We start from the raw sequence: 19,339 nt of genomic DNA on the forward strand, positions 1-19,339 counted from the left end.
TCGCGTGGGGGCCGCGCCCTGGCATCGTGCGCGGGCCGTGCCCCGGCCTCACAACTCCCCGAGATAGGCCGGGATTTCGGTCCCGGGTGCGAGGGCCGGGTCCGGGATCGGCGTGCCGTAGGTGCGGTGGACGGGGAGTACACCCGCCCAGTGCGGGAGTGTCAGGTCCTCGGGCTCGTCGTTCACGCCGCCCGTGCGCATCTTCGCGGAGACCTGGGTGAGGTCGAGGCGGATCACGGCCGTCGCCGCCAGTTCCTTCTTGTTCGCGGGGCGGGAGTCGGCGGCGCGGCCGGGGACGACGTGGTCGACCAGGGCGTCGAGGGCCGCGCGCTTCTCGGCCGGGTCGGTGACGTCGTACGCGAGGCCGTGGATCACCACCGAGCGGTAGTTGATCGAGTGGTGGAACGCGGAGCGGGCGAGGACCAGGCCGTCGACGTGGGTCACGGTCACGCAGACCGGGAGGCCCTCGGGGGCCTGGCCCGTCATGCGCAGGGGGCGGGAGCCGGTGGAGCCGTGGACGTAGAGGCGGTCGCCGACGCGGCCGAAGAGGGTGGGGAGGACCACGGGGGCGCCGTCGCGCACGAAGCCGAGGTGGCAGACGTACGCCTCGTCGAGTATCGCGTGGACCACGTCCTGGTCGTACGAGGCCCGGTGGGGGGAGCGGGTGGGGGTCGTGAGGTCGGTGCGGGGGTAGGGCAGGGGGGTGGTGCCGACGGCGGTTTCCTGCATGGCGTTCTCCATTGCACTAGTGCATAATTGTGTTTGTGCTAGGAGAATATCCGATCGAAGGTCGGCGTGCGGCCGACATTTCCGCGAGCATCGAGCGCGCGGTGGGGACGGGGGCGCTGGAGCCCGGTCAACTGCTGCCGCCCATGCGGGAGTTGGCCGTGTCGCTCGGCGTGAATCCCAACACCGTCGCCGCCGCGTACCGCCTCCTGCGGGAGCGCGGGGTCATCGAGACGCAGGGACGGCGGGGCTCCCGGGTGCGGGCGCGGCCCGCTACGACCGGGAGGGAGCGGCCGGTCGTCTCCGTGCCGGCGGGGGTGCGCAACCTTGCCGACGGGAACCCTGATCCGGTGCTGCTGCCGCCGCTCGGGCCCGCGTTCGCGGCGGCGACGGCCGCCCGGGCGCCGGTGCTGTACGGGCAGGCGCCCGTCGACGCGGAGTTGGGGAGGCTGGCGCGGGCCGCGTTCGACGCGGACGGGGTGCCGGCGGGGGAACTGGTCGTCGCGTCAGGGGCGTTGGACGCGGTCGAGCGGGTGCTGGGGGTGCATCTGAAGCCCGGGGACGCTGTCGCCGTCGAGGATCCCGGGTGGAACCGGATGCTCGATCTCGTGCCGGCGCTCGGGCTCCGGGTGGTGCCCTTCGCCGTCGATGACGAAGGGCCTGTCGTCCCGTCGGTGAAGGCCGCCCTGGAATCCGGGGTGCGGGCCGTCGTGGTCACCGACCGGGCGCAGAACCCTACGGGGGCCGCCGTGAGTTTTGAGCGTGCCCGGGAAATGCGCAGGCTTCTGAAGGAGTTTCCCGAAATTCTGGTGATCGAGGACGACCACGGGCACGGGATCGTGGATCTGCCGCTTCATTCCCTGGCCGGGGTCACCCGCCACTGGGCTTTTGTGCGGTCGGTCGCCAAGGCTTATGGGCCCGATCTCAGGGTCGCCGTGATGACCGGGGACGCGGTGACCGTGGACCGGGTCCGGGGGCGGCAGCGGCTGGGGGCGGGGTGGGTGAGTCTGCTGGTGCAGCGGGCCGTGGTGTGGCTGTGGGAGCAGGGAGGAGTGGATCCGGCGGTCGTGGGCGGGGTTTATCGGGCACGGCGGGAAATGCTGATCGACGCCTTGCGGGAACGGGGGATCGAGGCTCGGGGAAGGAGCGGACTGGCGGTGTGGATTCCCGTTCAGGACGAGACGGGGGTGGTGGCCCGACTGTTGAGAGAGGGGTGGGCGGTGGCCGCCGGCGGGCGGTTCCGGGTGAATTCCGGGCCGGGAATCCGGGTGACGGTCTCCACTGTGCGGGAGGAGGAGGTGGAGGAATTCACCGATGCTGTGGCTGAGGCTGTGAAGGGCTCTTCCGCCTGGGGGGTGGTGTAGCCGAGCTGGAGGATCTGACCTGGGTCAGGGCCGCCCCCGCCAGCACGATCACCGCCCCCACCGGCGTCGACCACGTCAGCGTTTCCCCCAGGAACGCCGTCCCCGCCACCGTCGCGATCACCGGCGTGAAGTACGTGACCATCTGCGCGGTCGTCGGACCCACCTCCGCCACCAGCCCGTACTGCATCAGGAACGCCAGCCCCGTGCCCAGCGCTCCCAGCGCCGCCACCGACAGGAGCGACGGCGTCGGGAAGCTGTGCGGGAACGGGGTGATCACCGCCAACTGGACGGTTGCGACGAGGAGTTGCCCGCCGGTCAGGGAGAGTGCCGACTCCGTCCGGGTGGACAGCGTGCGGCGTACGTAGATCCAGCCGACGGCGTAGCTGAAGGAGGCCGCGAGGGCGAGGGCGGTGCCCCGGGGCTCCAGGCCGGTGAAGCCCTGCCAGGCGCCGAGGACCGTGAGGACGCCGAGGAAGCCGAGCGCGAGGCCCGCGAAGCGGACGCGGGTGGGGCGGTCCTCGGAGAGGGCGACCAGGGAGAGGGCCATGCCCCACAGCGGGGTCGTCGCGTTGCAGATCCCGGCGAGGCTGGAGGGGATGGTCAGCTCGGCGTAGGCGAAGAGGGAGAACGGCAGGGCGTTGAGGAGGAACGCGGCGACCGTCAGATGGGCCCAGACGCGGGCGCCCCGGGGGAGGCGTTCCCGCTTCACCGCGAGGGCGACCGCCAGGACCGCCGTACCGAAGAGCAGGCGGCCCAGGGTGACCTGGAGCGGGGCGAAGCCGTCTGTGCCGACCTTGATGAACAGGAAGCTGAAACCCCAGATCAGGGAGAGGGCGGCGAAGCGAAGGCGCCAGTCCAGGTGACTCATGGGGTCCACTCTGGGGGAGCCGATCTCGTAGCACAATCGAGAATTCGAGCGAGGTATCTCGTAGCATTGCTTATATGTTGAACCTGGAGCGCCTGCGCACCCTCGACGCCCTCGCCCGGCACGGCTCCGTGAGCGCCGCGGCCCTGGCCCTGCACATCACGACCTCGGCGGTCTCCCAGCAGCTGGCCAAGCTGGAGCGCGAGACCGGGCGGCAGCTGCTCGCCAAGCACGGGCGCGGGGTGCGGCTGACGGACGCCGGGGTGCTGCTCGCCGAGCACGCGCGGCGCATCCTGTCGCAGGTCGAGATCGCCGAGGCCGACCTTGAGGCGCAGCGCGGCGAGGTCGCCGGGGAGCTGCGGATCTCGGCGTTCCCGACGGCCGCGCGGGGGCTGTTCCCGGCCGCGCTCGGCGCCCTGCGGCGGGACTATCCGGCGCTGCGGGTGCGCTCGCGGGAGCTGGAGCCCGAGCGCGGGGTCGCCGGGGTGGTGAGCGGGGACCTGGACCTGGCCGTCGTCCTCGACTGGTACAACAAGCCGATGCCGCTGCCGGACGGGCTCGCCAAGGCGCACCTCCTCGACGACCCGGTCGCCGTCGCGCTGCCGGCGGACCATCCGCTCGCCGGACGCGCGGAGGCCGACCTCGGGGAGTTCGCCGAGGACGGCTGGGTGATGTGGGCGGAGGGCGAGTTCTGCCACGAGTGGCTCAAGTTCACGCTGCGGGCGCGGGGCGTCGAACCGCTGATGGCCCACCAGGCCAACGAGACGCACACCCAACTCGGGCTCGTCCAGGCCGGGTTGGGCGTCTGCATCGCGCCCCTGCTGGGCCGCAACCCGGTGCCGGAGGGCGTGGTGACCGTACCGCTGAAGCAGGACGTGCGCCGTCATGTGTACGTCGTCTGGCGGGCCGACGCCGACCGCCGCCCGTCGATCAGGGCGGCGGTGGAGGCGCTCAAGTCGGCGTCGGAGAAGGTGCGGTGACTGGACGTCAGGTTCCGGGCCTCGCCAACTCCCCGCTCACGCCCCCAGCTTCCGGAAGTCCCACGACACCACCTTCTGAGGCGTCAGCCGGATCCACGCGTGCCGTCCGTCGTGCGGCATCGCGTCCACCCGGAAGTTCTTGCGGGCGAACCGGGTCTCCACGGCGTCGAGTTCGGCGCACAGCTCGCCCGTGCGCGGGATCTCGCCGACGAACTCGACGGTCCCGGACAGCTCGACGCCCCGGAGCTGGTCGTACTCCTCGCCGGTGTCGACGACGACCGCGACGCGCGGGTCGCGGCGCAGATGGGTCCAGCGCTTGCTGCGCACGACCGAGTACAGCCACAGTGAGCTGCCGTCCCACAGGAACCACAGGGCGCTGACGTGCGGAGTGCCGTCCGTCGACACCGTGGCCACCCGGCAGGTGCGCTGGGTGTCGAGGAACTCGTCCAGCTCCCCCGGCGTCATCATGATCTTGCGGCCCCGACGCTGAGTGACAGTCATGCGGCCCCCTTTTCTGTTGGTTCTTTCGTCTTTCCTTGCGTCCGGCCCCGCCCGGTTTCCTCACAGGACACCGAAAGATCCTCTGACGGCCCGTCAGGAAACAGGATGGGTGCCCTTCCGGGCCGACGCAATGGTGGCTACCCTCTCGGGCGTCCCGGAAGCCAGGGGGAGATGTGATTCTCGACACCGAGAATACGGTTCTGCTCACGGTGGAGTGCCAGGAAGGGGTCGTCGGCGAGGACGCCGCCCTGCCTCAACTCGCCGCCGAGGCAAGGAAGTCGGGCGCCCTCGACAACGTCGCCCGACTGGTCGCCGCCGCGCACGGGGCGGGCGTACAGGTCGTCCACGCGGTCGCGGAACGCCGGGCCGACGGGAAGGGCGCCAGCCGTAACGCGCGGCTCTTCCGGGCCGCCGAGCGGCTGCCCGTCCAGCAGCTCGCCGGTTCGCGCGCGGTGCGGGTCGCGGCGCCGATCGAGGTGGACGGGCGCGACATCGTCGTACGGAGACTGCACGGGCTGTCTCCGCTGCACGGGACCGAAGTGGACGCGCTGCTGCGGAACCTGGGGTGCCGGACGCTGATCGTCGTCGGGGTGTCGGCGAATGTCGCGATCCCCAACTCCGTTTTCGACGCGGTGAACTTGGGCTACACGGTCGTCGTCGCGTCGGACGCCGTCGCGGGGGTGCCGTCGGAGTACACCCCCGCGATGGTCCGCCACACCCTCGGATTGGTCGCTACGGTCGCGACCACGGACGAGGTGGTGGCAGGGCTGAACTCCCGGGCTACGCCAGGGTGATGTCGGTGCCGCTGACCGCGATGTTCACCGAGGGAAGCGGCTTCTGGGCCGGGCCGCTCTTCACGCTGCCGTCCTCGATGGAGAAGTTGCTCTGGTGGCAGGGGCAGTTGATGACGCCGTCCGCCACGCTCTTGACCGCACAGCCCTGGTGGGTGCAGACGGCCGAGAACGCCTTGAAGGTGCCGGCCGTCGGCTGGGTGACGACGACCTTCTCCGAGGCGAAGACCTTGCCGCCGCCCTCGGGGATGTCGGCGGTCGTGGTCAGGGCGGTGCCGCCCGCCGCGCCGCCGGTGGCCGCCGGGGACTCGGACGTGCCCGTCGAACCGGTCGAGCCGGTGGTGCCGTTGTCGTTCGAACCGGTCGCCGCCGACGAGTCGTCGTCGGAACTTCCGCACGCGGTCAGCGCCACGGCGAGCCCCGCCGCTCCGGCCGCCGTCACGACGGTACGACGGGCGGGTCCTGCGAGGGGTTTGAGCGGTCCGCTGGTCATGCTGACGATTCCCTTCGTGGGGGTGGGATTCTCGGGATACGTACAGGGGTACGGGTCCTGGCCGCGAGCCGTTCAGCGCGGCCCCGATCCGGACGTGCCGCGATACTCGCGGGTCCGCGGTCGGGCGGGCGTAAGCCAGAGCTGTCGTCGAGCTGTCGACGCGCCCTCGGTAACCTGGGCGAATGCTCAAGGACGTCACCGCCACCCGCTACATCACGCCCCTGCGGGAGGGCGGTTCGCTGCCGGGTCTTGTCGAGGCCGACGACTTCGGGACCTACGTCCTGAAGTTCACCGGCGCGGGCCAGGGCCGCAAGACACTGGTCGCCGAGGTCGTCTGCGGGGAACTCGCCCGGCGGCTCGGATTCCGCATGCCGCGCCTGGTCACCGTCCAGCTCGACCCGGTCCTCGGACTCGCCGAACCCGACCAGCAGGTGCAGGACCTGATCCGCTCCAGCGGCGGCACCAACCTCGGCATGGACTTCCTCTCCGGGGCGCTCGGCTTCGACCCGCTCGCCTTCGAGGTGAGCGCCGAGGACGCCGGGCGGATCGTCTGGTTCGACGCGCTGGTCAACAACGTCGACCGGTCCTGGCGCAACCCCAACCTGCTCATGCACCGCGACGAACTCTGGCTCATCGACCACGGCGCGACGATGATCTGGCACCACAACTGGCCCGCCGCCGAAGCCTCCGCCGCGCGTCCCTACGACGCCGCCGACCACGCGCTGATCTCCTTCGGCCCCGATGTGGCGGGCGCCGCCGCCGACCTCGCCCCCCAGGTCACCGAGGACCTCCTCGCCGAGGTCACCGCCGAGATCCCGGACGAGTGGCTGACCGGCGAGGCCGGCTTCGACGACCCCGACGCGCTGCGGCGGGCGTACGCGGCACCGCTGCTGGCGCGGGCGGCCGACATCCACACCCGCGTGAAGGGGATCAGCGCATGACCGAGCACCTCACCCACATGGCCGGCCAGCTCACCGAGCGGCACATCACCCGCGACGGGCGCGGCACCGCCGGGGACGTCTACGAGTACGCGCTGCTGCGCATCGTCCCGCGCGTGGAGCGCGGCGAGTGCGTCAACGCGGGCGTGCTGGTGTACTGCCGCGCCAAGGGGTACGTGGGGGCCCGTACGCACCTCGACGAGGCGCGGTTGCTGGCTCTCGACCCCCGGGCGGACGTCGAGGGCGTGCGGGCGGCTCTGGGGGCCGTGGAGCGGGTCTGCGGGGCCGGCGGGCAGAGCGCCGGGGACGATCCGGGGAAGCGGTTCCGGTGGCTCGTGGCGCCGAGGTCGGCCGTCGTGCAGCCGGGGCCCGTGCACACGGGGCTGACCGGGGACCCGGAGGCGGAGGCCGAGCGGCTGCTGGATCTGCTGGTGAGGTAATGGATCACAGTGGCCGGGTGGCCCGTTGACACGGAGTGCCGGGGCTTCTAGCGTCACGGGTGGCGAAGGTACTAAGCGGTTGCTCACCGAGTTTCGGGGCCGCGGATTTTCTCCAGATGGTTTTCTCAAGGGCGAGGAGAAGCAGCACATGTCCACCACAGAACAGCGCGTCGCGATCGTCACCGGCGCGGCACGCGGCATCGGCGCCGCCACCGCCGTACGGCTGGCCGCCGAGGGCCGCGCGGTCGCCGTGATCGACCTGGACGAGGCCGCCTGCAAGGACACCGTCGAGAAGATCACCGCGGCCGGCGGCAAGGCCATCGCCGTCGGCGCGGACGTCTCCGACGAGGCGCAGGTCGAGGCCGCCGTCGCACGGGTCGCCGCCGAGCTGGGCGCCCCGACGATCCTCGTCAACAACGCGGGCGTCCTGCGCGACAACCTGCTGTTCAAGATGAGCGCCTCCGACTGGGACACCGTCCTCAACGTCCACCTGCGCGGCTCGTTCCTGATGACCCGCGCCGTGCAGAAGCACATGGTCGACGCCGGGTTCGGCCGGGTCGTCAACCTCTCCTCCTCCTCGGCGCTCGGCAACCGCGGCCAGGTCAACTACTCCGCCGCCAAGGCCGGGTTGCAGGGCTTCACCAAGACCCTCGCCATCGAACTCGGCAAGTTCGGCATCACCGCCAACTCCGTCGCGCCCGGCTTCATCGCCACCGAGATGACCAAGGCCACCGCCGACCGGGTCAGCATGGACTTCGAGGACTTCAAGAAGGCCGCCGCCACCCAGATCCCCGTCCAGCGCGTCGGCGAGCCCGAGGACATCGCGAACGCCATCGCCTTCTTCACCGGCGAGGCGGCCGGATTCGTCTCCGGCCAGGTCCTGTACGTCGCCGGCGGCCCGCTCAACTAGGAAGCACGAAGCCATGACTGTGGAACTCTCCGGCAAGGTCGCGCTGGTCACCGGCGCCAGCCGAGGCATCGGGTACGGCGTCGCCGAGGCCCTCGTCGCCCGCGGCGACCGCGTGTGCATCACCGGCCGCAACGAGGACGCCCTCAAGGAAGCCGTCGAGAAGCTCGGCGCCGACCGGGTCATCGGCGTCGCCGGCAAGGCGCACGACCTCGACCACCAGGCCGAGGCCGTCGACCGCGTGATGGAAGCCTTCGGACGCGTCGACTTCCTGGTCAACAACGCCGGTACCAACCCGGTGTTCGGGCCGCTCGCCGACCTCGACCTGAACGTCGCCCGCAAGGTCTACGAGACCAACGTCATCTCCGCGCTCGGCTTCGCCCAGAAGACCTGGCACGCCTGGCAGAAGGACAACGGCGGCGCGATCGTCAACATCGCCTCCGTGTCCGGCATCGCGCCCTCGCCGTTCATCGCCGCCTACGGCATGAGCAAGGCCGCGATGATCAACCTCACCCAGCAGCTCGCGCACGAGTTCGCGCCGAAGGTCCGGGTCAACGCCATCGCCCCGGCCGTCGTCAAGACCAAGTTCGCCGAGGCGCTGTACGAGGGCCGCGAGGCGGAGGCCGCTGCCGCCTACCCCCTCGGCCGGCTCGGCGTCCCCTCCGACATCGGGGGCACGGCCGCGTTCCTGACGTCCGACCAGTCCGACTGGATCACCGGCCAGACGCTCGTGGTCGACGGCGGGATCTTCCTCAACGCCGCTGTGGGATAAGCCCAGTCGGGCCTCTCCGGGCCTCTTTGTGAAGGCGTCGCTCCTGACCTGGGGCGGCGCCTTCGGCGTACGTAGCCGCCGTACGAATACGTGTACGAGGAACCGGTTCACGCCGCCCCGCACTGCGGTAGGGTCTCGCGCCAACCCCCCTTGGTACGGCTGATCGAGGAGCGTGCGCGTGTTCAAGAAGCGAAGCCTGCGGGGTGCGGCGGCGTTCGCCTCGCTCGGGATGGTGGTGAGCTGCGGGTACCTCTCCGACAGCGGCTCCGGGGAGAAGGGGCCCATCGTCGTGGGCACCACCAGCGCGCCCAGCACCCTCGACCCGGCCGGCGCCTGGGACGGCTCCTGGGAGCTGTTCCGCAACGTCTACCAGACGCTGCTCGCCTACCCGAACGGGGCGACCGCGCCCGAGCCCGACGCCGCCCAGAGCTGCGCCTTCAGCACCGATCACCGCACCTACACCTGCGAGTTGAGACAGGGCCTGAAGTTCTCCAACGGCGACAAGCTCGACGCCGCCGCCGTCAAGCACTCCGTCGACCGCATCCGCGCGATCAACGCGCAGACCGGCCCCGCGGGTCTCCTCGGCTCCCTCGACAAGGTCGAGACCCGGGGCGAGCGCGAGGTCGTCTTCCGGCTCAACAAGCCCGACGCGACCTTCCCGTTCGTCCTCGCCACCCCCGCGCTCTCCCTCGTACCGGCCGTCTCCTACCCCGACAACTCGCTGCGCAAGGACTCCCGGATCATCGGCTCCGGCCCCTACCGGCTCGACGCCTACGACCAGGGCGGCGAAGCCGTCCTGGTGCGCAACCCGTCGTACAAGGGGCTCGCCAAGCGCAAGAACGACGCCGTCACCATCCGCTACTTCCAGGACTCGGCCACCATGGTCAAGGCCCTGCGCGACGGCCGGATCGACATCACCTACCAGGGGCTCGCCGCCGACGACGTCGTCGCCCTGGAGAACAAGACCGACGACAACAAGGGGCTCGAACTGCACGAGGGCGCCGGGAGCGCCATCAACTACCTCGTCTTCAACCCCAAGGACCCGGCCGCGAACAACGTCGCCGTCCGCAAGGCCGTCGCCCAGACCGTCGACCGGGCCGCCATCGCCCACAAGGTCTACCAGGACACCGTCGAACCGCTGTACTCCATGGTCCCGCAGGGCCTCACCGGACACACGACGCCCTACTTCGACGTCTTCGGCGAACCCGACGTCGGCAAGGCGCGCAAGATCCTCGCCGAGGCCGACGTCAGCACGCCCGTACCGCTCACCCTCTGGTACACCACCGACCGGTACGGCTCCGACACCGGGCTCGAATTCAAGGAGATCAAGGCCCAGTTGGACGCCTCCGGGCTGTTCACGGTCACGCTCAAGAGCCGGCCGTGGAACGCGTACGTCCTCGGCTACCAGAAGGGCGAGTACCCGGTGTTCGGGCGTGGGTGGCAACCCGACTTCCCCGACCCCGACAACTTCATCGCGCCGTTCGTGGGGCAGCAGAACGCGCTCGGGACGCCGTACGACGCCAGAAAGATCACCGACGTGCTGCTGCCGCGCTCACGCCAGCAGAGCGACCGGGCCGACGTCGTCAAGGACTTCCAGGAGGCCCAACGGCTCCTCGTCGACGACGTACGGCTGCTGCCGCTGTGGCAGGGCAAGCAGTACCTCGCCGCGGACGAGGACATCGCGGGCGGGGAACGCTCGCTGGACCCGGCGACCATCATGATGGTGTGGGAGCTGTCCCGGAAGACGAGCTGGTGAGAGGGGTTCCGGGGCCGATTGTCAGTGGGCGGCGGTAAGTTCTGAGGACTGGAAGACATCGCACGACCGAAGGACGATGACGTGACCGACACCGCCATGCTGCCCGAGTCCTGGCGCGGGGTCCTGGGGGACGAACTTCAGCAGCCCTACTTCAAGGAGCTGACCGAGTTCGTGGAGGAGGAGCGGGCGAAGGGTCCCGTCTATCCGCCGCGCGAGGAGGTCTTCGCCGCGCTGGAGGCCACGCCGTACGAGCAGGTGAAGGTGCTGATCCTCGGTCAGGACCCGTACCACGGGGAGGGGCAGGGGCACGGGCTGTGCTTCTCCGTCCGGCCCGGGGTGCGGATCCCGCCGTCCCTGCGGAACATCTACAAGGAGATGAACTCCGAGCTGGGGGCGCCGATCCCGGACAACGGCTACCTGATGCCGTGGGCCCAGCAGGGGGTGCTGCTGCTCAACGCCGTGCTGACCGTCCGCGGCGGTGAGGCCAACTCCCACAAGAACAAGGGGTGGGAGAAGTTCACGGACGCGGTCATCAAGGCGGTGGCCTCGCGGCCGGATCCCGCCGTGTTCGTGCTGTGGGGGGCCTACGCGCAGAAGAAGGCCCGGCTCATCGACGAGTCGCGGCACGTGGTGGTGCAGGGGGTGCATCCCTCGCCGCTGTCCGCGAAGGGGGGGTTCTTCGGGTCCCGGCCGTTCACGCAGATCAATGACGCGGTGGCTGCGCAGGGGCACGAGGCGATCGACTGGACGGTGCCGAATCTGAAGTGAGGCCGGGGGGCTTCGGGTTCGGCTGCGGCTTTGGCTTTGGTCGGCCGGCGTTGTGTGGGGGCACGCGTCGGCCGGCCGCGCCGGGGGTGGCCAGGAGGGCGGGGGCTGTCGGGTGTGGTGTCCGGGGCTGGTGTCCGCTGCCGGGTGCCGGGTGCCGGGTGCCGGGTGCCGGGTGCCGGGTGCCGGGTGCCGGGTGCCGGGTGCCGGGTGCCGGTGTCCGGTGCCTGGTGTCTGGTGTCGCCGACCGGGATCGTCGGTCCGTGCGGTTAGCGTCGGGGGGACGCAGGAACGATCTGGCACGGAGGACGCGGTGGCGGAGCAGCGGGAGCAGGAGGCCGTGGACGCGTTGTTGACGCGGATCGGGCAGGTCGTGATGTTGCATCACGGGGGCGACCGGGAAGAGGCGCGCGACCGGCTCCTGGAGATGTGGGGCGAGGTGGGGGAGGACGGGGCGGCGGTCCACCGGTGCACCCTCGCCCACTACCTCGCCGACACGCAGGACGACCCCTCCGACGAGCTGGCCTGGGACCTGCGGGCGCTGACCGCCGCCGAGGAGACGCCGTCCGCCGTCCGCTCGCTCTATCCCTCCCTCCACCTCAACCTCGCCGCCGACTACGAGAAGCTCGGGCGGCCCGACGCGGCACGCACCCATCTGCGGGCGGCTCGGGTGGCGGCGCGGGGGCTGGGGGAGGACGGGTACAGCTCGGGGGTGCGGGAGGCGATCGAGCGGCTTGCGGGGCGGTTGGGGGAGGGGGACGGGGAAGGGTGGGGGTTCTGGGGGCCGGCTGTGCGGTGAGGGGGCGTACGGGTGGTGCCCGGCGTCCGGCGTACGTGTACGGGGCCTGGTGTGCGGGGTGTGCGTGGGGCATGCGGCGTAGGGCGCGTGGTGTGTGGCGTAGGGCGTGTGGCGTCAACCCGGCGGAGCCGTACGGGTGTTGATCCACAAGGCCGTGACCAACCCCATACGGTTCGGGTAGCCGGGCGGTAGCGGACTGTCAGCGCTTGCCCCTACGCTTGTCCGCATGTCCCCCCATCCTCATGCCCCTGGTTCCGCGCGGTCCGCTGCCGAATTGAACGAGCGGATCAGGTCGTTGTGGCTGCGCGCGGGAGGGTCGCTGTCGGCGCACGAGCGCGCGGAGTACGAGGCGCTGGTCGTGGAGTGGGCCGAGGCGATCAGGGGCGGGGTCGTCGAGGCGGCGTAGGGCTTCGCTGTCAGGACGCGCCGACGCTGCGAGGCACCTTGAGTCGAGGCCCCCCGGCGCCTTTGAGGTGCTACGGCACTCCGACGCACCCCGGATCCGCCCGGCCCCTCACCTCCCGCCCGCCACCCGCAGCACCGCCCCCGTCGTGTACGCCGCCTCCCCCGACAGCAGCCACGCCACCGCCCCCGCGATCTCCTCGGCCCGCCCGGGTCTCCCCAGCGGGATCGCCGACGCCGCCCGGTGTGCCCGGTCCGGGTCCCCCATCGCCGCGTGCATCTCCGTGTCGATCATCCCGGGCGCGACCGCGTTGACACGGATCCCGTCGGTGCCGAGCTCCTTCGACAGGCCGACGGTCAGCGCGTCGACGGCCGCCTTGCTCGCGGCGTAGTGCACATAGTCCCCGGGGCTCCCCAGCGTCGCCGCGGCGGACGAGATGTTGACGATCGACCCGGCGCCCCGAGAGGCCATCAGCCGCGCGGCCCGGCGTGAACACAGCAGCACACCGAGGAAGTTGACGTCCACGACGCGCCGCAGGTCCGCGGGGTCGGCGTCCGCGAGGCGCCCCGGCGGCCCGGTCACCCCCGCGTTGTTCACGAGCCCCGTCACCGCCCCGAGTTCCCCCTCGGCGACCTCGAACAGCCGCTCCACGTCCGCCTCGACGGACGTGTCGACGCGTACGGCGACGGCACGCGCACCGGCGTCCCGGACCGCGCCGGCCACGGCCTCGGCGGCGCTGGCATCCCGGACGTACCCGATCGCCACGTCGTGGCCGTCGGCCGCCAGCCGCCGGGAGATCGCCGCGCCGATACCCCGGCTCCCGCCGGTGACCACAGTGACAGGGGACATGGGGGACCTCCGGGGTGTGCGACGGCGAACTTCACGATAGATCCCGGGCCGTGAGCGCCGTGCCGCTCGCGGCATACGGTCGTTCGTTCGGCAACGGCGAGGCGGACGGGGGCTGTTCGGGCGGCTCACCCCCTGCGCAGATGCGCGAGCGACGCCTCGTCCACCTCGTACGGCCGCTCCTGCGGCAACAGCGCGTTCGCCGCGTCGAGTTGGCCCGCCCGCACCCGCGCGTGGACCTCCTGCGCGAGCCCCGTGACGTCCTCGATCCCCACGATCCAGTCGTCCGCGTACCGCTCCGTCGCCTCCCGGGCCAGCCCCAGTTGCAGTGACCGATGCGGCAGCGCCCCCAGCCGCAGACTCCGCTCCGGATCCCACTGCACCCGCGCCGGAGCCCGCTTCAACTGCCGCTTCCAGTCGGCCAGTTCACCGTGCAGTTCCGGCACGTGATGCGAGAGACAGGCGTTGCGCAGCGCCCACTCGAACCCCTCCCGCCGGATCTCGACGGCGAGAACGGTCTCCTGGCCCTCCTTCTCGGCCCACCCGCAGCGGTACATCATCCACAGGAAACTGGGCTTGATCCATGTCATCCGCTGTCGGCTCCACGCCGCCGGGAACCGGCCGTCGCGGGCCGCCGGGACGCCGATCTCGGGGCGGTACGCCTGGTAGACGGTGAGGGTGGTGTCGGTGTGGCGGGCGCGGATCTGGTACTTCGGATGGTTCACGCCACCAGCGTCGCCGCTCGGGCGCGGGCGGGGCCACCGAATATCAACTCAAGGACGGTTTGACACGGGCCCTTGGCTGGGTCGGGGTGATCCCCAACACTCGGTCGTATGACCCAGCGTGTGGAGCTTGCCACCGTGATGGACCGGTTGGCCGTCGACGAGCTGATCACAGACTACGCGAGGGCCGTCGACGACGCCGATTGGGCGGCGTACGAGGCGTTGTTCGCGGGGGAGGGGCGGGCCGACTACCGGTCGGCCGGGGGGATCGAGGGGGGTGTGGGGGAGGTCGTGGGGTGGCTGGCGCGGAGCATGCCGCTGTTCGCGATGCGCCAGCATCTGATCGTCAACCGGCGGGTGCGGTTCGGGCAGTTGGAGCAGGACGTGGGCGACACGGCCCGGGTGCAGGCCGACTTCGTCAACCCGATGCGGTTCGCGAACGGTGACGCGCCCGGGACGGTGCCGGACTTCGTCGCCGGGGGGCGGTACGCGTTCGCGCTGGTGCGGACGTACGAGGGGTGGCGGTTCGCGGAGGTCGTCGTCGAGGAGAAATGGCGCCGACTGGCCGAGCCTCCCCTGTCGTAGATCGCCGGGCCCGCGCACACTGGACGCACATCGACAGGGAGGCGCCGTATGACAAGCCGCTGGTTGGCCTCCTCCCGTGCCCGTACGGCGCTCGCCGCGCTCGCCGGCGCCCTGCCGGTGCTCGCGTTCCCCGCGCCGGGGCTGTGGTGGTGGGCGTGGGCGGCGCTCGTGCCGTGGCTGCTGCTCGTGCGGACCGCGCCGACGGGGCGGCGGGCGGTGTACGAGGGGTGGGCCGGGGGCTTCGGCTTCATGCTGGCGATGCACCACTGGCTGCTGCCGAGCCTGAACGTGTTCACGTTCGTGATCGCCGGGCTGCTGGGGGCGTTGTGGGGGCCGTGGGGGTGGCTCGTACGGAGGCTGCTGGGGGCGGGCCCCGAAAGCGCCGAGTCGGATGATCGTACCGATGGGAACCGGCCCACCCGGAAACAGACCGCCACCGCCCTCCTCGTCCTCCCCTCCGCCTGGCTCCTCGTCGAACTCGTCCGTTCCTGGCAGGGACTCGGCGGCCCCTGGGGCATGCTGGGCGCCAGCCAGTGGCAGGTCGAACCGGCGTTGCGGCTCGCGTCCGTCGGCGGCGTCTGGCTGGTCAGCTTCCTCGTCGTCGCCGTGAACACGGCCCTCGCGATCCTGATCGCCGTACCCGCGGCCCGTACGCCCGCCCTCGCCGCGCTGCTCGCCGCCACCGCGACGGCCTCCGCCGCGTACGTCGGCGCCCCGCGCCCCGAGACGACCGGCCGGACCCGGATCGCTGTCGTCCAGGCGGGCGTGATCGACGGCCCCGATCGCCGGTTCGACCGGGAGGAGCAGCTCACCCGGCAGCTCGTCGGACAAGATGTCGATCTGATCGTGTGGGGCGAGAGCAGCGTCGGGTACGACCTGAAGGACCGCCCCGACCTGGCCGGACGGCTGGCCGCGCTGGCGGGCGCGACCGGCGCGGACATCCTCGTGAACGTCGACGCGCGCCGCTCGGACCGGCCCGGCATCTACAAGAGCTCGATCCTGGTGGGCCCGGACGGCCCGACCGGTGACCGGTACGACAAGATGCGGCTGGTGCCGTTCGGGGAGTACATCCCGGCGCGCTCGCTGCTCGGCTGGGCGACGTCCGTGGGGAAGGCGGCCGGCGAGGACCGCAAGCGCGGCACGCGCCAGGTCGTCATGGACATCGCCCCCGACCTGCGGATCGGCCCGATGGTGTGCTTCGAGACCGCGTTCCCCGACATGAGCCGCAGCCTCGCCCGCAAGGGCGCCGACCTTCTGGTGGCCCAGTCCTCGACCTCGTCGTTCCAGCACAGCTGGGCCCCCGCGCAGCACGCCTCGCTGGGTGCCCTGCGCGCCGCCGAGACGGGCCGCACGTTCGTCCACGCGACGCTCACCGGCGTCTCCGCCGTCTACGACCCGTCGGGCCACCGCGTCGGCCGCACCCTCGGCACGAGCACGAGCGGCACGGCCGTGTACGAGGTCCCGCTCGCGGGCGGCCGTACCCTGTACGCCCGTTACGGCGACTGGACGGTGTACGCGGCCCTCCTCGCGCTCGCCGCGTACGCCGTCACCCTGCGGCGGACACCTCGCGCACGACCCGCTCGCACAGCTCATGAGTCGCCAGCGCGTCCCGTGCGCTGAGCGTCCTGCCCGCGCGCACGGCGTCGAGGAACGCCAGCACCGCCTGCTCGATGCCCCGCTGCCGGGCCACCGGCACCCAGTCGCCGCGCCGCCGCACACTCGGCTGGCCCTTGTGGTCGATGACCTCCGCGAGGTTGACGACCTGCCGCTTCGTGTCCTGCCCCGAGACCTCCAGGACCTCTTCGTTCGACCCGCTGAGCCGGTTCATCACGCCGAGCGCGGTGAAACCGTCGCCCGCGAGCTGGAGGACGACGTGGTGCAGCAGCCCGTCCTCGACCCGCCCGCGCACGGTGACGTCCCCGATCTCCCCCGGCACGAGGAACCGCAGTGTGTCGACGACGTGGATGAAGTCGTCGAACACCATCGTGCGCGGGTCCTCCGGAAGCCCTATGCGGTTCTTCTGCATCAGGATCAGCTCACGCGGGTGGTCGGCGCACTGCGTGTACCCGGGCGCGTACCGCCGGTTGAACCCGACGGCCAGCGACACGCCGCGCGCCTCCGCCAGCTCCACCAGCCGTACACAGTCGGCGAGTTGATACGCCAGCGGCTTGTCGACGTACGTCGGTACGCCCGCCTCCAGGAGCCGCGTCACGATCTCCGGGTGCGCGGCGGTGGGCGCGTGCACGAACGCGGCGTCGAGGTCCTGGGCGAGCAACTCGTCGAGTCCGGTGTGCCGTTGGGCGGCAGGCACCCGCAACGCCTCCCCGACTTCCTTGAGCGTCGCGGGCGTTCGGGTGTGCAGATGCAGGTCGATCCCCGCCTGCGCGCCGATCACCGGCAGATACGCCTTCTGCGCGATGTCCCCGAGCCCGATGCAGCCGACCTTCACGTGTGCTCCTCACCTCGCCGTCCGCTCCGCAGCATACGGGGACGTGCGGGAGTCGCCGGGCGGGTGAAAACGCGTGGTCCGGGTGGGGCGGCGTACGGGATCATGCCGGGCATGACGATCGAACGTACCGAGCCCGCCCAGAACGCTTCCGAGCGCGACATGCTGGAGGGGTGGCTGGAGTATCACCGCGACACGCTGGCGTGGAAGTGCGAGGGGCTGAGCGACGAGCAGTTGAGGACCGCCGCCGTGCCGCCGTCGGAGCTGTCGTTGATGGGGCTGGTGCGGCATATGGCCGAGGTGGAGCGGGGGTGGTTCCGGGACGTTCTCGTGGGGGAGGAGTCGGCGCCGATCTACTTCAGTGACGCCGATCCCGACGGGGAGTTCCACCTCACCGAGGCGGATACGTGGAAGGAGGCGTACGAGACCTGGCAGGGGGAGATCGCGGCGGCCAGGCGGTGCGCCGAGGGGGTCGGCCTGGACACGCTCTCCGTGCGGAAGGGCCGCACCACCAAGGAGCCGTTCACCCTGCGGTGGATCTACACGCACATGATCGAGGAATATGCCCGGCACAACGGGCACGCGGACCTGCTGCGCGAGCGGATCGACGGGGCCACCGGTGAGTGACGTCAGTTCCGGCTGACACGGGCCGTCCGTACGGGGCAGGAGATCACCCGTGCGGGGCAACCTCCGCTTGTCCACGGCCCCTTCGGGCGCCGGAGCCGACAGAGTTGCGCGGGTGCACCGTACGACGACTACCGCGACCCTGCTGATGACCGTGGCCGCCTCCGCTCTCACCGGATGCGTGACCGTCCAGCATCATCCGACCGCGCCGGGGGCTTCCGCCGTGCCCGTGCCCGCGCCTGCTGTGCCGCCGTTGCCCCGTCCCGACGGGAAGGGGCGGGCCCGGGTGATCCAGGCGCCGGCCCGGGAGGCGCTGGAGATGGTCGCGGAGCCGGCGCCGGCGCCTCGGCGGCGGGCCGAGCCGGAAGCTGAGCCGGTGCCTGCGGCGCGGGGGCGGGAGGACGCGGGGCGGCAGAAGAAGGTCCACCCTCGGCGTCCCGCCGCACCCCATGAGCCTGCCGGGCCGCGGATCGAGATTCCCGATGTGGAGTCGGAGGTGCGGCGCAAGGCGGATGTGTGCGCGTTGGGGAGGCAGTACGGGGCGTGGCGGGAGGACAGTCCCGAGGCTCGGATCTGTGACGAGGCGTACGGGAGGTAGTGCCAAGCGCCAGCCGAAGGGGGGTGTGGGGTTGTGTGGCGGCTGCGGCGGCCGTCGTGGCTTGTCGCGCAGTTCCCCGCGCCCCTTTAGGGCGTTGCCCCTCCCTAGCTCGCCGATTCCGCCGCGTGCGGGCTCAGGACCCCCGCCGTCACCAGCGCGATGATGACGATGCCCAGCGCCACCCGGTAGTACACGAACGGCATGAACGACTTGGTGCTGATGAACTTCATGAACCACGAGATCACTACGTATCCGGTGACGAAGGCGATGCCCGTCGCGAAGATCGTGGGGCCCCAGGACACGTGGTCCTTCTCCAGGGCGTCCTTCGTCTCGAAGAGGCCCGACGCGAGGACGGCGGGGATGGCGAGGAGGAAGGAGTAGCGTGCGGCGGCCTCGCGCTTGTAGCCCATGAAGAGGCCGCCCGTGATGGTCGCGCCGGAGCGGGAGACACCGGGGATGAGGGCGCATGCCTGGCAGAGGCCGAAGATCAGGCCGTCCTTGACGCCGAGGTTCTCCAGGGCCTTGCGCTGCTTGGGCGCGCGGTGCCGGCGGTCCGCCTCGTCGCGGGCGGCGAGGCGGTCGGCGACGCCCATGACGACGCCGATGACGATGAGCATCGTCGCGGTGATCCGCAGATCGCGGAACGGGCCCTCGATCTGGTCCTTGAGCGTGAGACCGAGGACGCCGATCGGGATCGAGCCGACGATCACCAGCCAGCCCATCTTCGCGTCGTGGTCGGAGCGCATCTCCTTCTTGACGAGCGACTTGCACCACGCGGCGATGATCCGCCCGATGTCCTTGCGGAAGTAGATCAGCACCGCCGCTTCCGTACCGATCTGGGTGATCGCCGTGAACGCGGCACCGGGGTCCTCCCAGCCGGAGAACGCCGCGGTGAGCCGCAGGTGCGCGCTGGAGGAGACGGGGAGGAACTCGGTCAGCCCCTGGACGAGTCCGAGGATGAGGGATTCAAACCAAGACATGAGGTTACGGAGTCCAAGTGCCGATCGGGAACGGACGA

23 protein-coding genes are annotated in these 19,339 nt (G+C 71.2%); 15 read left to right on the forward strand and 8 right to left on the reverse strand.

Going from position 1 to position 19,339, the window contains the following annotated elements; genetic code table 11:
- Window positions 1–48: 48 nt before the first annotated feature.
- Entirely contained in the window at window positions 49–729 is a 681-nt protein-coding gene (locus ACLZOT_RS33095; RefSeq protein ID WP_416972812.1) for a pyridoxamine 5'-phosphate oxidase family protein, read from the reverse strand.
- Between the two features lie 35 nt (window positions 730–764).
- Between ACLZOT_RS33095 and ACLZOT_RS33100 the strand changes: the two genes are divergently transcribed.
- Window positions 765–2,090, forward strand: a complete 1,326-nt coding sequence (locus tag ACLZOT_RS33100; protein ID WP_416972813.1) for an aminotransferase class I/II-fold pyridoxal phosphate-dependent enzyme — start codon at window positions 765–767, stop codon at window positions 2,088–2,090.
- Here ACLZOT_RS33100 and ACLZOT_RS33105 read toward each other — a convergent pair.
- A complete protein-coding gene (locus tag ACLZOT_RS33105) occupies window positions 2,035–2,958 on the reverse strand; it encodes a DMT family transporter (protein WP_416972814.1) in 924 nt (307 codons plus the stop codon). The two genes, ACLZOT_RS33100 and ACLZOT_RS33105, sit on opposite strands and share 56 nt — an antisense overlap.
- Before the next feature lie 74 nt (window positions 2,959–3,032).
- Here ACLZOT_RS33105 and ACLZOT_RS33110 point away from each other — a divergent pair, with 74 nt between their 5' ends.
- The gene (locus ACLZOT_RS33110) at window positions 3,033–3,935 is read left to right on the forward strand and encodes a LysR family transcriptional regulator (protein ID WP_416972815.1); all 903 of its coding nucleotides are present in this window, start codon (window positions 3,033–3,035) and stop codon (window positions 3,933–3,935) included.
- 36 nt (window positions 3,936–3,971) lie between these two features.
- On the opposite strand, the gene ACLZOT_RS33115 is transcribed toward ACLZOT_RS33110, so the two are convergent.
- On the reverse strand, window positions 3,972–4,436 hold the full coding sequence (locus ACLZOT_RS33115; RefSeq protein ID WP_416972816.1) for a pyridoxamine 5'-phosphate oxidase family protein: 465 nt from the start codon (window positions 4,434–4,436) through the stop codon (window positions 3,972–3,974).
- A 173-nt stretch (window positions 4,437–4,609) separates the two neighbouring features.
- Between ACLZOT_RS33115 and ACLZOT_RS33120 the strand changes: the two genes are divergently transcribed.
- Entirely contained in the window at window positions 4,610–5,230 is a 621-nt protein-coding gene (locus tag ACLZOT_RS33120) for a cysteine hydrolase (RefSeq protein WP_416972817.1), read from the forward strand.
- Here the strand turns inward: ACLZOT_RS33120 and ACLZOT_RS33125 are convergent.
- Window positions 5,217–5,720 (reverse strand): Rieske (2Fe-2S) protein, encoded by a 504-nt coding sequence (locus ACLZOT_RS33125; RefSeq protein WP_416972818.1) that lies wholly within the window; start codon window positions 5,718–5,720, stop codon window positions 5,217–5,219. The genes ACLZOT_RS33120 and ACLZOT_RS33125 overlap by 14 nt on opposite strands.
- Window positions 5,721–5,902: 182 nt before the next feature.
- Between ACLZOT_RS33125 and ACLZOT_RS33130 the strand changes: the two genes are divergently transcribed.
- The 8 genes from ACLZOT_RS33130 (at window position 5,903) to ACLZOT_RS33165 (ending at window position 12,503) form a co-directional block, all read left to right on the forward strand.
- A complete protein-coding gene (locus tag ACLZOT_RS33130) occupies window positions 5,903–6,661 on the forward strand; it encodes a HipA family kinase (protein ID WP_416972819.1) in 759 nt (252 codons plus the stop codon).
- A complete protein-coding gene (locus ACLZOT_RS33135) occupies window positions 6,658–7,098 on the forward strand; it encodes a DUF3037 domain-containing protein (protein ID WP_416972820.1) in 441 nt (146 codons plus the stop codon). The genes ACLZOT_RS33130 and ACLZOT_RS33135 overlap by 4 nt, the downstream gene beginning before the upstream one ends.
- A gap of 148 nt (window positions 7,099–7,246) precedes the next feature.
- Complete coding sequence (gene fabG, locus ACLZOT_RS33140; protein ID WP_416972821.1) at window positions 7,247–8,008, forward strand: 3-oxoacyl-ACP reductase FabG; 762 nt, start codon at window positions 7,247–7,249, stop codon at window positions 8,006–8,008.
- Window positions 8,009–8,021: 13 nt separating this feature from the next.
- On the forward strand, window positions 8,022–8,777 hold the full coding sequence (locus ACLZOT_RS33145; protein ID WP_416972822.1) for an SDR family oxidoreductase: 756 nt from the start codon (window positions 8,022–8,024) through the stop codon (window positions 8,775–8,777).
- 229 nt (window positions 8,778–9,006) lie between these two features.
- Window positions 9,007–10,533, forward strand: coding sequence for an ABC transporter substrate-binding protein (locus ACLZOT_RS33150; protein ID WP_416972964.1), 1,527 nt, complete (start codon window positions 9,007–9,009; stop codon window positions 10,531–10,533).
- An 81-nt stretch (window positions 10,534–10,614) separates the two neighbouring features.
- Window positions 10,615–11,301 carry a uracil-DNA glycosylase gene (gene ung, locus ACLZOT_RS33155; protein WP_416972823.1) on the forward strand — a complete coding sequence of 229 codons (687 nt, stop codon included), beginning with the start codon at window positions 10,615–10,617 and terminating at the stop codon, window positions 11,299–11,301.
- A 310-nt stretch (window positions 11,302–11,611) separates the two neighbouring features.
- Window positions 11,612–12,097, forward strand: a complete 486-nt coding sequence (locus tag ACLZOT_RS33160) for a hypothetical protein (protein WP_416972824.1) — start codon at window positions 11,612–11,614, stop codon at window positions 12,095–12,097.
- Between the two features lie 226 nt (window positions 12,098–12,323).
- Entirely contained in the window at window positions 12,324–12,503 is a 180-nt protein-coding gene (locus ACLZOT_RS33165; protein WP_416972825.1) for a hypothetical protein, read from the forward strand.
- A gap of 108 nt (window positions 12,504–12,611) precedes the next feature.
- Here ACLZOT_RS33165 and ACLZOT_RS33170 read toward each other — a convergent pair whose 3' ends face one another.
- Window positions 12,612–13,349, reverse strand: coding sequence for an SDR family oxidoreductase (locus ACLZOT_RS33170; RefSeq protein WP_416972826.1), 738 nt, complete (start codon window positions 13,347–13,349; stop codon window positions 12,612–12,614).
- A 125-nt stretch (window positions 13,350–13,474) separates the two neighbouring features.
- Window positions 13,475–14,071 carry a DUF4291 domain-containing protein gene (locus ACLZOT_RS33175; RefSeq protein WP_416972827.1) on the reverse strand — a complete coding sequence of 199 codons (597 nt, stop codon included), beginning with the start codon at window positions 14,069–14,071 and terminating at the stop codon, window positions 13,475–13,477.
- A gap of 108 nt (window positions 14,072–14,179) precedes the next feature.
- Between ACLZOT_RS33175 and ACLZOT_RS33180 the strand changes: the two genes are divergently transcribed.
- Together ACLZOT_RS33180 and lnt are read left to right on the forward strand one after the other, a co-directional pair.
- Window positions 14,180–14,653, forward strand: coding sequence for a nuclear transport factor 2 family protein (locus ACLZOT_RS33180; protein ID WP_416972828.1), 474 nt, complete (start codon window positions 14,180–14,182; stop codon window positions 14,651–14,653).
- A gap of 48 nt (window positions 14,654–14,701) precedes the next feature.
- A complete protein-coding gene (gene lnt / locus ACLZOT_RS33185; protein WP_416972829.1) occupies window positions 14,702–16,273 on the forward strand; it encodes an apolipoprotein N-acyltransferase in 1,572 nt (523 codons plus the stop codon).
- On the opposite strand, the gene ACLZOT_RS33190 is transcribed toward lnt, so the two are convergent.
- Window positions 16,200–17,102 carry a Gfo/Idh/MocA family protein gene (locus tag ACLZOT_RS33190; RefSeq protein WP_416972830.1) on the reverse strand — a complete coding sequence of 301 codons (903 nt, stop codon included), beginning with the start codon at window positions 17,100–17,102 and terminating at the stop codon, window positions 16,200–16,202. The genes lnt and ACLZOT_RS33190 overlap by 74 nt on opposite strands.
- 111 nt (window positions 17,103–17,213) lie before the next feature.
- On the opposite strand from ACLZOT_RS33190, the gene ACLZOT_RS33195 reads away from it, so the two are divergent.
- Together ACLZOT_RS33195 and ACLZOT_RS33200 are read left to right on the forward strand one after the other, a co-directional pair.
- The gene (locus tag ACLZOT_RS33195; protein ID WP_416972831.1) at window positions 17,214–17,726 is read left to right on the forward strand and encodes a DinB family protein; all 513 of its coding nucleotides are present in this window, start codon (window positions 17,214–17,216) and stop codon (window positions 17,724–17,726) included.
- A gap of 112 nt (window positions 17,727–17,838) precedes the next feature.
- Entirely contained in the window at window positions 17,839–18,321 is a 483-nt protein-coding gene (locus tag ACLZOT_RS33200; RefSeq protein WP_416972832.1) for a hypothetical protein, read from the forward strand.
- A gap of 104 nt (window positions 18,322–18,425) precedes the next feature.
- On the opposite strand, the gene ACLZOT_RS33205 is transcribed toward ACLZOT_RS33200, so the two are convergent.
- Window positions 18,426–19,301 carry an undecaprenyl-diphosphate phosphatase gene (locus tag ACLZOT_RS33205; protein ID WP_416972833.1) on the reverse strand — a complete coding sequence of 292 codons (876 nt, stop codon included), beginning with the start codon at window positions 19,299–19,301 and terminating at the stop codon, window positions 18,426–18,428.
- Window positions 19,302–19,339 lie beyond the last annotated feature (38 nt).

The organism is Streptomyces sp. 4F14 (genome assembly GCF_048159485.1).
Classification (GTDB): domain Bacteria; phylum Actinomycetota; class Actinomycetes; order Streptomycetales; family Streptomycetaceae; genus Streptomyces.